Genomic DNA, 14,361 nt, shown 5'->3' on the forward strand with positions numbered 1-14,361 from the left:
GCCTTTGATCAGCTGATGGACCTGCCGTTGTTCCTGCTGATCTTCGGTGCTGCCGCAGTCGCGATGCTGGTCCCGGCGCTGCACGGCGGCGTGGTGCGCAACCTCGATACCGCACGGATGTTTTTCTACAGTGGCATCCTCGGCATCACCGCTTTCGTGCTGATCGCCATTGCCCATGCAGGCCGCAGGCCGCGCCACGGTGCCCTTGGCACGCTGCTGTCATTGTTTGCCACTTTCGTGTTTCTGCCGGCCTTCCTGGCCATTCCCTTCTACGAAGGCCTGGGCACCACCACATTCATGAACGCCTACATGGAAATGGTCAGTGCTGTCACCACAACCGGCGCGACCCTCTTTCAGAACCCCGAGCGGCTGGACGGCACATTGCACCTCTGGCGCGCGCAGGTCGGCTGGATGGGCGGTGCCGTGATGTGGATCGCCGCCTCGGCAATCCTCGCCCCGCTCAATCTGGGCGGCTTCGAGGTCACGGCACAGGCCGAGCCAGGGCAACGCGAAGCCGCCACCAGCCTGAACGGTCGGGCCAACCCGCGCGAAAGGCTGGTGCGGGTGACCGCCGCCTTGTTGCCAATCTATATCGGCCTGACGCTGCTGCTGTGGGTTTTGTTGATGATCAGCGGTGACGCCTCTCTCGTCGCGCTCTGTCATGCGATGTCGGTCATGGCCACATCCGGCATTTCACCGGTGGGCGGCGTGGAATTCAGCGGCTCGGGCGTCACAGGCGAAGCGCTGGCACTGCTTTTCATGTTTTTCGCCCTGTCGCGGCTGACCTTTTCCTCCGACACCATCACCGCGACGCAAGGCGGGCTGCGCACCGATCCTGAATTCCGCCTTGGGCTTGTCCTGATCCTTGGTGTGCCGCTGGTTCTTTTCTTTCGCCATTGGCTGGGCGCCTTTGATGTCGCCGCCGAAGACGATCTGTCGCAGGCCGCTCTGGCGCTCTGGGGGTCGGTTTTTACCGTGATGTCCTTCCTGACCACCACCGGATTTGCCAGCGAACACTGGGCACAGACGCAGGCCTGGTCAGGGCTCGACACACCGGGGCTGATCCTGATGGGGCTGGCCTTGATCGGCGGCGGGGTGGCCACAACGGCGGGCGGCGTTAAGTTGCTGCGCGTCTTCGCGCTCTACCTGAACGGGCTGCGGGAAATGGAGCGTCTGGTGCACCCCTCCTCGGTCAGCGGTGCGGGCAGCGACACCCGGCGCCTACAGCGCAACGGGGCCTTTATCGCATGGATTTTCTTCATGCTTTTTGCCCTGACGCTTGCCCTGCTGACGATCCTGCTGGCGCTGCTCGGCGTGTCCTTTGAAAATGCACTGGTCCTCAGCATCGCGGGTCTGTCCACCACCGGCCCGCTGACCGCACTGGCGGCCGACGCACCCATCGTCCTGACGGAACTCAGCACCGCGGCCAAGGCGGTTTTCTGCGCAGCCATGGTGCTTGGCCGTCTTGAAACCCTTGCAATTGTCGCCCTTTTGACCCCTGATTTATGGCGGGCCTGAACGGTCCCATTTTTTAGGTCCGTAACGGACTGTTTTTTGGGGTGGAATCTCCTTGACTGGCGTTCCATAATTGCGCCAGAGGGGCGGGCTCGATCTGCGGGCTCCGGCAAGAAAAAAGGCGAGTGCTAAAATGGCGTCGGACAGACAGAACCTTCAGGATGCGTTCCTGAATCATGTGCGCAAGACAAAAGTTCCTGTGACAATTTTCCTGATCAACGGGGTGAAACTGCAAGGTGTCATCACGTGGTTCGACAATTTCTGTGTGTTGCTGCGTCGCGATGGTCAATCCCAGCTTGTCTACAAGCACGCGATCTCCACCATCATGCCGAGCCAGCCGATCAGCCTGTATGAGGGCGAAGACGCTTCTTGAGCAAAGCGCCATTTCAAGTCGAGAATGACGAGGCCGCGCGGGTCACCCGCGCCTGGGTTTTGCATCCCGACATCAAATCAAATCCGAACCGTCGTCTGGCCGATCATGGATTGGCCGAGGCGATTTCGCTGGCCCGCGCCCTGCCGGAGCTCGAGGTGGTCGGCGGCGAAGTCGTGCCGCTCAAGACCGTCCGTGCCGGCATGCTCTTTGGATCCGGCAAGATCGACGACATCAAGGAAACCCTGCACGATCAGGAGATCGAACTGGTGCTGGTGGATGGCCCGGTCAGCCCCGTGCAGCAGCGCAACCTTGAAAAGGCCTGGGGCGTTAAGCTCCTCGACCGCACCGGGCTGATCCTGGAGATTTTCAGCGACCGTGCCGCAACCCGCGAGGGTGTCTTGCAGGTGGAGATGGCCGCGCTGAGCTATCAGCGCACGCGGCTGGTCCGGGCCTGGACCCACCTGGAGCGCCAGCGGGGCGGGTTGGGTTTTGTCGGCGGTCCCGGTGAAACGCAGATCGAGGCCGACAGGCGCGCCATCGATGAGCAGCTCGTGCGTCTCCGCCGTCAGCTCGACAAGGTGGTGAAAACCCGCGCCCTGCACCGCGCCGCCCGCGCTAAGGTGCCTTATCCGATTGTGGCCCTGGTGGGCTACACGAACGCTGGCAAATCCACTCTCTTCAACCGCCTCACCGGGGCGGAGGTGATGGCAAAGGACATGCTCTTTGCCACGCTCGACCCGACCATGCGCCGGGTGCAATTACCCGACGGGCCGGAGGTGATCCTCTCGGACACGGTGGGGTTCATCTCCGATCTGCCGACCGAACTCGTCGCCTCCTTCCGCGCCACGCTCGAAGAGGTGCTGGCCGCGGACGTGATCTGCCACGTGCGCGACATCTCGCACCCGGAAACGGAAGAGCAGGCAAGGGACGTGCAGGACATTCTGAGTTCGCTCGGCGTGGAGGAGGAGCGTCCCAGCTTCGAGGTCTGGAACAAGCTGGACCTGCTCGAAGAAGAAGCCGCAGACGCGATGCGCGCCCGCGCAGACCGGGACGACGCGGTCTTTGCCATCTCCGCGCTCACGGGCGCGGGTGTCACTCCGTTGCTGGATGCCATCACGACGCAGATACAGGGCGCCAAACGTCAGACCGACCTGCATCTCAGCTACGCCGACGGCAAAAAACGCGCCTGGCTCTTCGATCACGAGTTGGTCGAGGCGGAACAGCAGACCGAGGACGGCTTTGACATCACCGTGTGCTGGACCGTGCAACAAGAGGCCCAGTTCGAGCGTCTCTGACACGCGCAAACAGCAGGTAGGGTGGGCCTATGGGCCACCTTCGGACGCGAACCGCCACGCGCCCGGGCTCAGCGCGTTCAGCTGCCATATCCCGACCTGCACCCGGATCAACCGCAGACAGGGCAACCCCACATGTGCCGTCATGCGCCGCACCTGCCGGTTGCGCCCCTCGCGAATGGTCATGCGCAGCCAGGCATCGGGTACGGTCTTGCGAAACCTCACCGGCGGGTCCCGGGGCCAAAGCGGGTCGGGGGTTTCAATCTGATCGACCTCCGCCGGTTTGGTCACGCCGTCCTTCAACGTGACCCCGCGCCGCAACGCCTCCAGCGCCGCGGCTTCGGGCGTACCTTCGACTTGGACCAGATAGGTCTTGGCCATCTTGAATTTGGGATTGGCAATCCGCGCCTGCAGCTTGCCGTCATCGGTCAGCACCATCAGGCCTTCGCTGTCCTTATCGAGCCGCCCCGCCGGGTAAAAGCCGGGTTCGTCGATGTAGGCAGAGAACGTCGGGCGCGGCGATCCTGCCGTGCCCTTGTCGGTGAACTGCGACAGCACGCCGAAGGGCTTGTGAAACAGGATAACGCGCGCCATGGCCTCAGGGGCGCGGCTGCAGGACAGTGACACCCACGGCCGCCGCCCGCGCCAGATCTTCATCCAGAGACATCGGAATATACTCGCCGCGCCGCCATAGCTGGGCCAGATCATCGTAATGCCGCGACAGGAAATGACCCGACTGACCCGTCGAGGTCACAAAAACCGAACTGTCCGGATCGGCGAAATCATAAACCCCGCGATACCCCGCCCCATGTACGTTGTGGAAAGGGTCAGGCCCCGCGCCACTGGTGAGGCCCCGCTGCAGGGTATTGTCGCCCCCGTTGGTGGATTGCCGGATGTTCACAAAGAACCGCAGGATCGGCACCTCTCCCAGCACGGGGTGATCATGGGTCGCCTGATGCGCATCGCCCCAACGCAGCGTCTCCAGCGCCGGTCCCCAAGTCTCCTCGATCCAGATCAGCGCGTCATCCAGTGCCAGCCGCGCCATGTCTGCACAGGTCTCCACCGGCGCCGACTGGATCACGTCACACCAGACCGACGCGCCGTCGATGTCGCGGAAGGCCCGCTCGATGAACAGTGGCTCTACATGGGTCAGCTCGCTGGCCAGCGGCCCCAGCTCGTCCTGCACCATGCGCGCCTGCAGGCTGCGCAGCCACGCCATGTAGATCAGCGGCTCCGGCATATGTTCGTTCATCTCGCCCGACCAGCCCGCGAGCAAGGTCAGGGCGCGTTGCCGCTTGCGCAGGGCCGTGCCTTCCGGGGCCGCTTCCCCGGTGAACCACAGTTCTGCGCCAATGAGCGGCAGCAACGACCGCGCGGTGAAGCTGACGGTATCCAGCTGTGCCTCGATGAAACTGTCGCGGGTATGCACCTCGCGCGCCTGCATCAGCCGTTGCCAGCGCTGCACCCGCTGCGTGTCGCCCCAGTCAAAGGAGACGTGGTTCGGAAACGGTCGGTCCACGATCTTGTTGTTCGAATTGCCCAGGATCCCGCCATTGGGCGCAACGAAGGAGGGGTTCGACGCATAGGGCAGGCGGCCCTGCCAGCGGTTCGCCTCGATCCAGCCCGGGCTGGGCAGGCGCCCCTGGCTCTGATGCTGCACATCCCGCCTTGGCATCGCGCCAATCATCTTCATCGCGATGTTCTCGCGGTCCACCAGCATCAGGTTCTGCGCAGGCGCGATAAACCCTTCGATCGCGTCTATGCCCTCCTGTACCGATTGCGCCTCCATCAGACGCAGGGCAGCACCCATCGAGGTATCCTTCGGGCTCAGCACCGTCCAGGCGAGCGAGGCGACGTGACCCGGCGGGGTGATGCTCGCCAGATTATAATGCGTGCCGGGCAACACCGGGCCGTTATCCGTCCAGCGCAGCGTAATGGTGATCGGGGTCTCGTCCTTGATGTTGATGATGGACCCACGGGTTTCGAACCGCTTGTAGCCATCGGGCGTGCGATACTCTTCCGGGTTCTCCGGGTTCAAAGCCTCGATATAGACATCCTGATCATCCATCCCGGCAGAGGTCAGCCCCCAGCCAAGCGCCTCGCTACGCCCGCTCAGCACCAGCGGCATGCCGGGGATCGTGGCCCCGATGATGCCGCCTGATTGCAACTGCAGCCGCGCGAGATACCAGATCGCCGGGGCGGTGAAGCCCAGATGCGGATCATTGGCCAGCAGGGTCCCGCCCGAGGCCGAGCGCGTGGGGGCAGCGGCCCAGGCATTGGACGCCCCCGCAAAGGCGCTGCGGTTGAAAGGTGACAGCGGATGCGTGGGCATCTCGGTTGCTTCGGCGAACCGCGACGCACCCGGCACCAGCTGCGCATATTCCGGCAGAGCGGCGATACCGCTGCCAGGCGCATCCGGCAAGATATCGGCGAGCCGGTCCGCATCAGAGAGCGCAAGCGACATGCGCGCGCGCAGCACTTCCTTGTCCAGATGCCCCGACAGCTGCAGCCCCATCAGCTTGATAATCGCCAGCGAATCCGCTGGACGCCACGCAGACACCGGCGCGTTGAAGATGAACATCTCCGGCGCGCCCCGGCCCAGAGCGCTTGAATTGATCTCGTCCAGCCGCGCATTCACCCCAGTGGCATAGGCACGCAACAGCAGCATCGTGCGGTCATCCTGCGCATCGACCGAGGCCACCGCACGCGCATAGATGTCCAGCCGCCGCACCAGTTTGTCGATGTTCACGGTTGCCGTGCCAAACACCTCGGACAGGCGCCCCTGCGCGGTGCGGCGCAGCATCGTCATCTGCCACAGACGGTCCTGCGCATGGGCGTAGCCGAGGGCATAGAACACATCCGGATCGGCCTCGCCAAAGATATGCGGCACATTGGCATTGTCGCGCACGATCTCGACCGGCGCCGTCAGATAGGGCAACTCCAGCACCTTATCGTAGTCCGGCAGCGACCGCGAGGCGAGGTAGTACACCATGCAGACACCCAGCACCACGAGCACCACCGACGCCGCCGCCAATCGCATCAACCAAGTAAAGAGCAGACCCATCTGTGCATCACCTATCGAATATGCGTCGTTTTGTTGACCCTCATGCCCTGACTGTTAGGTAGGAGAAGAACGTAAAGCAACATTGAATACGGGAAGGGTAATCATATGGCCAAGCTGGCATTTTTGGGACTGGGCGTCATGGGGGGGCCGATGGCCGGGCATTTGCAGAAGGCTGGCCACGACGTGACCGTCTACAACCGCACGGCAACCAAGGCGGACGACTGGGTTTCCACCTATGGTGGTGCCATGGCGAAAACCCCGCGCGAGGCCGTCAGGGACGCGGATTTCGTGATGTCCTGTGTTGGGAACGACGATGATCTGCGCTCGGTTTGCCTTGGGGACGACGGGGCATTTGCCGGGATGACCTCCGGGACGGTCTTTGTGGACCACACAACGGTGTCCGCCGCCGTGACCCGTGAGCTTTATGCCGCGGCCAATGAAAAACAGGTGAGCTTTGTCGATGCGCCGATCTCGGGCGGGCAGGCGGGGGCCGAGAATGCGGCGCTGTCGATCATGTGCGGCGGCGACGAAGGCGCCTATGACCGGGCGCTGCCGGTGATGGAGGTCTATTCCAAGATCTGCCGCCGCATCGGGGACAGCGGTGCGGGCCAGATGACCAAGATGTGCAATCAGATTGCCATCGCGGGGCTGGTGCAGGGGCTGAGCGAGGCGCTGCATTTTGCCGACAAGGCCGGTCTGGATGGCCGTGCCGTGGTCGAGGTGATCAGCCAGGGCGCAGCCGGCAGCTGGCAGATGGACAACCGCTACGAGACCATGCTGGATGATCATTTTGATCACGGGTTTGCCACCGACTGGATGCGCAAGGACCTCGGCATTTGCCTGTCTACCGCGAATGAGACGGGCGCCAGCCTGCCGGTCACGGCGCTGGTCGATCAGTTCTACAAGGACGTGCAGAAAATGGGTGGCGGACGCTGGGATACCTCCAGCCTCTTCAAGCGTCTGCAGGCGCTCTGATCCGAGTAATAAAGCCCCGCTATCTGGCGGGGCTTTATGCTTCAGGGAATAATGCGATTGTATTTCGTGCCTTGCAGCGTCGCCCCGATCAACAGGCCAGCGCGCCCAAAGACTGCAGCCTGAACTGGTGCCAGCGCCGTGGTGCTATCCGCTTTCACGCCATCACCCTGATCCGAGATCACATATTCGACGTCGCCACCCACGGCCCAGCCGGGTGACTGACGGAAGCTCGTCAACGACTCTTCGGTGAGGAAAAACAGCACATGTGCGTATTGCTGTGCACCAATCTGCAACCCGCCTGACAGTTGCGTAGTGGAGTAATAGTCCACTGTCACATCGTTGACCCGCAGCGCGCCGCGCCCATAGGCACCGCCAAAGCCAAAGCCTGCCTTGGTCACCAGTGGCATCACCAGCAGGCCGTTCGCCTTATCCGCAAGATTTCGGGTGTTCGGATAGCTTCGGTACATCTCTGCCAGGGTCGCATCGACCCGCGCATCAATCGTGTCCGCACCGCGCGACCCGATCCCATTGCCGCAAGCGGCCGTGACCGACACGGTCGCCAACGCGCCAAGGGTAAACCCCCTGCGAGAGAAATTTGGAGTATTCATGTCATCCGCCTGTAATTTGTTGCTCGATTGCCGGTTTTTCCGACTTGTGCGCGAACATACGCTGATTGCGGGACGGTGTCACTGAAAACGTCTGTGATTGCGCAGCTTATCGCTGCCCGTTCAGCACCCGCGCCGCCGCTGGCGCAAAATAGGTCAGAATGCCGTCGCAGCCTGCGCGTTTGAACGCCATCAGGCTTTCCATCATGACCTTTTCGCCGTCGATCCACCCATGTTCGGCTGCGGCCTGGATCATGCTGAACTCACCCGAGACCTGATAGGCGTAGGTGGGGGCGCCAAAGGTGTCTTTCACCCGGCGGCAGATATCGAGGTAGGGCATGCCCGGTTTCACCATGACCATATCAGCCCCTTCACGTAAATCCCGCTCGATCAGGCGCAGGGCTTCATCGGAATTGCCGGGGTCCATCTGATAGGTTTTCTTGTCGCCGGTCAGCGCGCCCGAGGCGCCCACCGCATCGCGAAACGGACCATAGAAGGCTGAGGCATATTTGGCCGAATAGCTCAGGATCATCACGTGCTGATGCCCCGCCGCCTCCAACGCCTGCCGCATCGCGCCGACCCGCCCGTCCATCATATCCGACGGCCCGATGATATCCGCGCCCGCGTCCGCCTGAGCCAGCGTCATCTTGACCAGCGCCTCAACCGTGCGGTCATTCACGATCTCGCCGTTTTCGACAAATCCGTCATGACCGTTGATGTTATAGGTGTCGAGTGCCACATCCGTCATCACCGCGATCTCCGGCACCGCTTTTTTAATTGCACGAATGGCCCGGTTGGCGTGGTTGTCTGGATCCCAGGCTCCGGCGCAATCTTCCGTCCGCTCTTCGATTCCGGTGTAGGGGAAGATGCAGATTGCCGGGATCCCGAGATCTGCCGCCTCGCGTGCGGCGCCAACCACTTTATCGACCGAGCGGCGGAAGACACCCGGCATGGAGGGGATCGGCTCTTCGATTCCGGTGCCTGCACGAACAAAAACCGGCCAGATGAAATCATCCACGCTCAGACTGTTTTCGCGGGTCAGCGCACGTATAGCTGGCGTTTGCCGGAGGCGGCGCAATCGGGTCGCTGGAAAGGAGCTTTGAGTAGGGCGCATGGGAGATGTCCAGTTTGGGTGACACTTCATGACTGCCATGTATTTTTCCGCAAGCCAAGGGTAGGAATTGCCGCGCCCTATCGCTAAGAGGGTCAAAATACATAACAAAAGCGTACCCCCTTGAGCTTCTACCAGAACGTTTTTGAACTGATAGACATGCGGTCCTTCTCGAACCTTTGGTTCTGGATCGCCTTGGCAGTTCTGTGGTCCACCGCCAGCCACTGGGTGCTTGGCGTGCCCTATGATATGGTCCTGCGCGCGCGCCGCTATGGTGGGCAGGCAGAACAGGACCTGGAGGATATGGTGCGCATCAACACCAACCGGCTCTTGTTCATCGCCAATGTCTCTGGCCTTTGGCTGCTGGGGCTTGGCTGTTTCCTGCTCACGGCGTTCGGGGTGCTTGGCTTCTTTTACGCATTGGAAATCGCGCAGGCGCTGTTTTTAATGGGCTTGCCAATGTCCATCGTGGGGCTGTTATCGCTCTCCACCGCGCGGCTCATCCACCAGGAGAGCGCCAACGGAGAGTTGTTGCGCCGTCGTCTGACACGACATCGCCTTTATGTTCAGATCATTGGTATGATCTCGATTTTCATCACCGCGCTCTGGGGCATGTATCAAAACCTGTCCATTGGTCCATTGAGCAGTTGACACCACGCGGTCAAAAACCAATTGAAGCAGGCCATGGCTGATCCAAAGCATATCACCGTTTCCGGCGTGCCCGAGGGGTATGACGCGCGTTTCCTGCTGTCCGAGCTGGAGCGGCAGAAGGCACCGATCCTGCACGTCGCGCGCGATGACAAGCGGTTGGCGGCGATGCGGGCGGCCCTGCGATTCTTTGCGCCCGACATGCCGGTCATCACATTTCCCGGTTGGGATTGTCTGCCCTATGACCGGGTGTCGCCGAACGCCGATATCTCTGCGCAGCGCATGGCGACGCTGGCGGGGCTCGTGCACGGCATGCCGGAGCAGTTCATCCTGCTGACCACGCTGAACGCCGCTACACAACGTGTGCCGGCGTGCGCGACCCTCCAGGATGCGGCCTTTACCGCCCGTGTGGGGGACCGCGTGGACGAGGCGGCATTGCGGCAATTTCTCGTGCGCATGGGGTTCGTGCAAAGCCCCACGGTCACCGAACCGGGCGACTACGCAATTCGGGGCGGCATCATCGACATCTATCCGCCGGGTGATCTGGGGCCGGTGCGGCTGGATTTCTTTGGCGACGTGCTGGATGGTGCGCGCCGTTTCGATGCGGCCACGCAGCGGACCACTGAAAAGCTGGGTCTGGTGGAGCTGGCTCCGGTGTCGGAGGTCATTCTGGACGAAGCGGCGATCACCCGGTTCCGGCAGAACTACCGCATCGAATTTGGCGCAGCAGGCACCGACGATCCGCTCTACGAGGCCATCAGCGCCGGGCGCAAGCATCAGGGCGCCGAGCACTGGCTGCCGTTTTTTCACGACAAGCTGGAAACACTGTTCGACTACCTGCCAGACGCCGTCGTTACGCTGGATGATCAGGTCACGCCCAGCCGGTTGGCCCGGTGGGAGAGCATCGCGGATCAATACGAGACCCGGCGCCTTGCCATGGCGAACCGCTCCAAGATGGACAGCGTCTACAAGCCGAGCCCGCCGGATGCGCTCTATCTGGATGACGCCGCCTGGGAGCAGGCGACCAACGCACGGCGTATGCTGCAGCTGGCCGCCCTTCCGCAGCCGACGGGCCTCGGTGTCACCGATGCCGGTGCCCGCATCGGACGCAGTTTTGCGCCAGAACGACAACAGGAATCGCTGAGCCTTTTCGAGGCTCTAGCGACACATGTTAAGGCAAAATTGGCGGAAGGGCCGGTTCTGATCGCCAGCTACTCCGAGGGTGCCCGCGAGCGGTTGACCGGTCTGATCGAGGATGAAGGTGTGGCCGAGGCGATCCCGGTGCCCGATGCCACGCGCATCGGCAAACGCGGGCTGCATCTGGCGGTCTGGGCACTGGAGCACGGGTTCGAGGCGCCGGGGCTTACGGTGATTTCCGAACAGGACGTGCTTGGGGATCGGTTGATCCGGCGCCCGGCCAAGAAACGCCGGGCGGAAAATTTCCTGACTGAGACGCAATCGCTCAGCCCGGGCGATCTGATCGTGCACGTCGATCACGGGATTGGTCGCTACAAGGGGCTGGAGGTGGTCACGGCCGCAGGCGCGGCGCATGAATGCATCCTGCTGGAATATGCTGAAGGATCAAAGCTGTACCTGCCGGTTGAGAACATCGAACTGCTGTCGAAATACGGTCATGAAGAGGGCCTGCTCGACCGGTTGGGCGGGGGCGCGTGGCAAGCCAAGAAAGCGCGCCTCAAGGAGCGCATCCGCGAAGTCGCTGATAAACTCATCCGCATTGCCGCCGAGCGTGCGTTGCGCAAGGCGCCGGTGCTGGAGCCGCCACCAGGCATGTGGGATGCCTTTTCCGCGCGTTTTCCTTATCAGGAAACCGATGATCAGCTGCGCGCCATCGGCGAGGTGATTGATGATCTGACCAGCGGCAACCCGATGGACCGTCTGGTCTGCGGCGACGTGGGCTTTGGCAAGACCGAAGTGGCCATGCGTGCGGCTTTCGTGGCGGCGATGTCCGGCGTGCAGGTCGCGGTGATCGCGCCGACGACGTTGCTGGCCCGGCAGCACTACAAGAGTTTTGCGGAGCGGTTCAGAGGTTTCCCGATAAACGTGCACCAACTCAGCCGGTTTGTCTCTGCCAAAGAGGCGAACGCGACTCGGGACGGCATGTCGCGCGGCACGGTCGATATCGTGATCGGCACCCACGCGCTGCTGGCCAAGGGCATTCGGTTCCAGAACCTCGGCCTGCTGGTCATTGACGAAGAACAGCATTTCGGCGTGACGCACAAGGAACGGCTGAAGCAGCTGCGCAGCGACATCCACGTGCTGACCCTGACGGCGACCCCGATTCCGCGCACCCTGCAGCTGAGCCTGACCGGCGTGCGCGACCTCAGCATCATCGGCACCCCGCCGGTCGACCGGCTGGCGATCCGCACCTATGTCAGCGAATTCGACACGGTCACCCTGCGCGAGGCGCTCTTGCGCGAACACTATCGCGGCGGGCAATCCTTTTACGTGGTGCCGCGCATTTCCGACCTGCCGGAGATCGAGGAATTCCTCAAGGATCAGCTGCCCGAACTGACCTATGTGGTGGCGCATGGGCAGATGGCCGCGGGCGAGTTGGATGATCGGATGAACGCCTTTTACGACGGGAAATTCGATGTGCTGCTTGCCACGACGATTGTCGAATCCGGGCTCGACATCCCCACGGCGAACACCATGGTGGTGCACCGGGCGGATATGTTTGGTCTGGCGCAGCTTTATCAAATACGGGGCCGGGTCGGGCGCTCCAAAACCCGCGCTTATGCCTATCTCACCACTAAACCGCGCACCAAGCTGACGGATACCGCGGAAAAGCGGTTGCGGGTGCTTTCCAGCCTCGACACGCTGGGGGCTGGGTTCACACTTGCGTCTCAGGATCTGGACATTCGCGGGGCAGGCAACCTCCTGGGCGAGGAACAATCCGGCCAGATGCGCGACGTGGGGTTTGAGCTTTACCAGTCCATGCTGGAGGAGGCGATTGCCAAGATCCGCACGGGCGAGATGGAAGGGCTGTCGGAGGCCGACGATCAATGGGCGCCGCAGATCAACCTCGGCGTGCCCGTGTTGATCCCCGAAGACTATGTGCCCGATCTCGACGTGCGCCTGGGGCTCTATCGTCGCCTCAGCAGCTTGACCACAAAGGTGGAGCTGGAAGGGTTCGCCGCTGAACTCATTGATCGCTTTGGGAAATTACCGAGGGAAGTCAATACATTGATGCTCGTCGTGCGGATCAAGGCGATGTGCAAAAGGGCCGGTATTGCCAAGCTCGATGGCGGGCCCAAGGGCGCCACGATCCAGTTTCACAACGATAAATTCGCCTCCCCCAAGGGGCTGGTCGAGTTCATTCAGGATCAGCGCGGGTTGGCGAAGGTCAAGGACAACAAGATTGTCGTGCGCCGTGACTGGAAAGCGGATGCGGATAAGATCAAGGGGGCCTTTGCCATTGCCCGTGATCTGGCGGAAAAGGTCGTGGCCGAAAAGAAAGCCAAACGCGCCAAGGCAAGTTGATCACTCGGCAGGTAGCCGCGCCTCGATCCGCCCCATGTAGCGCATCACCAGAAACGCACAGCAGGCCATTACGAAGACCGCCCCTACAAGCGGCCGCACCGTGCCGTCGAAGAGTAGCCCGATGGGCGAGGCAATGGCGGCGGCCAGCACCGTGGAGACGGACCCGATCACGCTGGCGGCCATGCCCGCGATATGCCCCATCGGTTCCATCGCGATGGCGTTGAGATTGCCGATTGTCAGGCCGGCCTGAAAGAACAGATAGGCCTGCCAAAGCGCGAAAATGGCAAAGGCCGTGCCTCCATGGGTCTCATTGTGAATCAGAACGGTGATGGACAGCACAATCTGTACTGCCAGCGCCATGGTAATCAGGTGCCGCATGCCCAGCCGCATGACCAGCATGGCGTTGAGAAAACTCGCGCCCGCAGAGACCAGTGCAATGCCCCCGAACCAGAAATGGAAGGTGTCCTGCTTGTCGTAAATCTGTTCATAAACTGGCTGGATCAGCATCAGCACGGTGAACAACATCGACATACACAGCGTCTGCACCACGATCGATAGGCGCACGATGGGATGGGCGAACATCTCGCGCACCGCAGCCAGCATCAGGCGCGGCCTGAAGGGCCGTCTGTCTTCGCGCGCCAGTGTTTCGGGCAGGCGCAGGCCCAGCCAGAGCACCGAGATGGCGGAAAACACGATGAAGGCCGCAAAAATCCCGCGCCACCCTTCGGTGGCAATGATGAAATAGCCCAGCGTCGGTGCAAACCCTGGCACCAGCGTGAAAATGATCATGACTATGGAGACGATTTTGGCCATCTCGCGCCCCGCATAGAGGTCCCGGATGATGGCGATGGAGACGACGCGTGGCCCGGCAGCGCCCAGCCCCTGAATGATCCGGGCGGCCAGCACAATCTCGAAGGTGGAACTGGCCCAGGCCACGGCGGAAGCCGCCATGTAGAGCCCCGCACCACAGACCATCACCGTGCGCCGTCCAAAGGCGTCCGACAGCGGCCCGGTGAAAAACGTCCCAATCCCCATGCCCAGCACGAAGGAGGTCATGATCAGCGGCGCGCGTGTGGGTTCTTCGGGCGTCAGCTCGCGTGCGATATCGGGCAGAGCGGGCAGCATCGCATCAATGGAAAAGGCGATGGTGGCAAACATCATTGCCATCAATGCGATGAATTCAACCCGCCCCATGGCCGGTTGCGATCCTGATGTCGACACGCTTTTCACTCCCCAGTCGCAGCCCCGACGGGGATCAGCTGCGCCTGGAATCGGTG

Annotated in this window: 11 protein-coding genes; 6 read left to right on the forward strand and 5 right to left on the reverse strand. The window is 62.1% G+C overall.

The window, feature by feature from the left end:
* Positions 1-15: 15 nt before the first annotated feature.
* From Q1A52_RS18980 to hflX, 3 genes are all read left to right on the forward strand, one after another.
* Positions 16-1,518 carry a TrkH family potassium uptake protein gene (locus tag Q1A52_RS18980; RefSeq protein ID WP_299783567.1) on the forward strand — a complete coding sequence of 501 codons (1,503 nt, stop codon included), beginning with the start codon at positions 16-18 and terminating at the stop codon, positions 1,516-1,518.
* 130 nt (positions 1,519-1,648) lie between these two features.
* Positions 1,649-1,888 (forward strand): RNA chaperone Hfq, encoded by a 240-nt coding sequence (gene hfq, locus Q1A52_RS18985; protein ID WP_007119530.1) that lies wholly within the window; start codon positions 1,649-1,651, stop codon positions 1,886-1,888.
* A complete protein-coding gene (gene hflX / locus Q1A52_RS18990; protein WP_300019027.1) occupies positions 1,885-3,183 on the forward strand; it encodes a GTPase HflX in 1,299 nt (432 codons plus the stop codon). The genes hfq and hflX overlap by 4 nt, the downstream gene beginning before the upstream one ends.
* Positions 3,184-3,210: 27 nt before the next feature.
* Here the strand turns inward: hflX and Q1A52_RS18995 are convergent, their stop codons facing one another.
* Both Q1A52_RS18995 and Q1A52_RS19000 read right to left on the reverse strand, forming a co-directional pair.
* Entirely contained in the window at positions 3,211-3,774 is a 564-nt protein-coding gene (locus tag Q1A52_RS18995) for a pseudouridine synthase (protein WP_300019029.1), read from the reverse strand.
* Between the two features lie 4 nt (positions 3,775-3,778).
* The gene (locus tag Q1A52_RS19000; RefSeq protein ID WP_300019031.1) at positions 3,779-6,244 is read right to left on the reverse strand and encodes a penicillin acylase family protein; all 2,466 of its coding nucleotides are present in this window, start codon (positions 6,242-6,244) and stop codon (positions 3,779-3,781) included.
* A 105-nt stretch (positions 6,245-6,349) separates the two neighbouring features.
* On the opposite strand from Q1A52_RS19000, the gene Q1A52_RS19005 reads away from it, so the two are divergent.
* The gene (locus tag Q1A52_RS19005) at positions 6,350-7,219 is read left to right on the forward strand and encodes an NAD(P)-dependent oxidoreductase (protein WP_300019033.1); all 870 of its coding nucleotides are present in this window, start codon (positions 6,350-6,352) and stop codon (positions 7,217-7,219) included.
* A gap of 41 nt (positions 7,220-7,260) precedes the next feature.
* On the opposite strand, the gene Q1A52_RS19010 is transcribed toward Q1A52_RS19005, so the two are convergent.
* Both Q1A52_RS19010 and hemB read right to left on the reverse strand, forming a co-directional pair.
* The gene (locus tag Q1A52_RS19010; RefSeq protein ID WP_300019035.1) at positions 7,261-7,827 is read right to left on the reverse strand and encodes a YSC84-related protein; all 567 of its coding nucleotides are present in this window, start codon (positions 7,825-7,827) and stop codon (positions 7,261-7,263) included.
* Between the two features lie 106 nt (positions 7,828-7,933).
* Positions 7,934-8,938, reverse strand: coding sequence for a porphobilinogen synthase (hemB, locus tag Q1A52_RS19015; protein WP_300019524.1), 1,005 nt, complete (start codon positions 8,936-8,938; stop codon positions 7,934-7,936).
* A gap of 120 nt (positions 8,939-9,058) precedes the next feature.
* Here hemB and Q1A52_RS19020 point away from each other — a divergent pair, with 120 nt between their 5' ends.
* Positions 9,059-9,586 (forward strand): component of SufBCD complex, encoded by a 528-nt coding sequence (locus Q1A52_RS19020; RefSeq protein ID WP_300019037.1) that lies wholly within the window; start codon positions 9,059-9,061, stop codon positions 9,584-9,586.
* Between the two features lie 33 nt (positions 9,587-9,619).
* The gene (mfd, locus tag Q1A52_RS19025; protein ID WP_300019039.1) at positions 9,620-13,084 is read left to right on the forward strand and encodes a transcription-repair coupling factor; all 3,465 of its coding nucleotides are present in this window, start codon (positions 9,620-9,622) and stop codon (positions 13,082-13,084) included.
* Here the strand turns inward: mfd and Q1A52_RS19030 are convergent, their stop codons facing one another.
* Positions 13,085-14,278: a multidrug effflux MFS transporter gene (locus Q1A52_RS19030; protein ID WP_300019526.1), complete on the reverse strand. Its 1,194-nt coding sequence runs from the start codon at positions 14,276-14,278 to the stop codon at positions 13,085-13,087.
* Between the last annotated feature and the right edge of the window lie 83 nt (positions 14,279-14,361).

This window comes from uncultured Roseobacter sp., from assembly GCF_947488185.1.
In the GTDB taxonomy this organism is placed as follows: domain Bacteria; phylum Pseudomonadota; class Alphaproteobacteria; order Rhodobacterales; family Rhodobacteraceae; genus Roseobacter.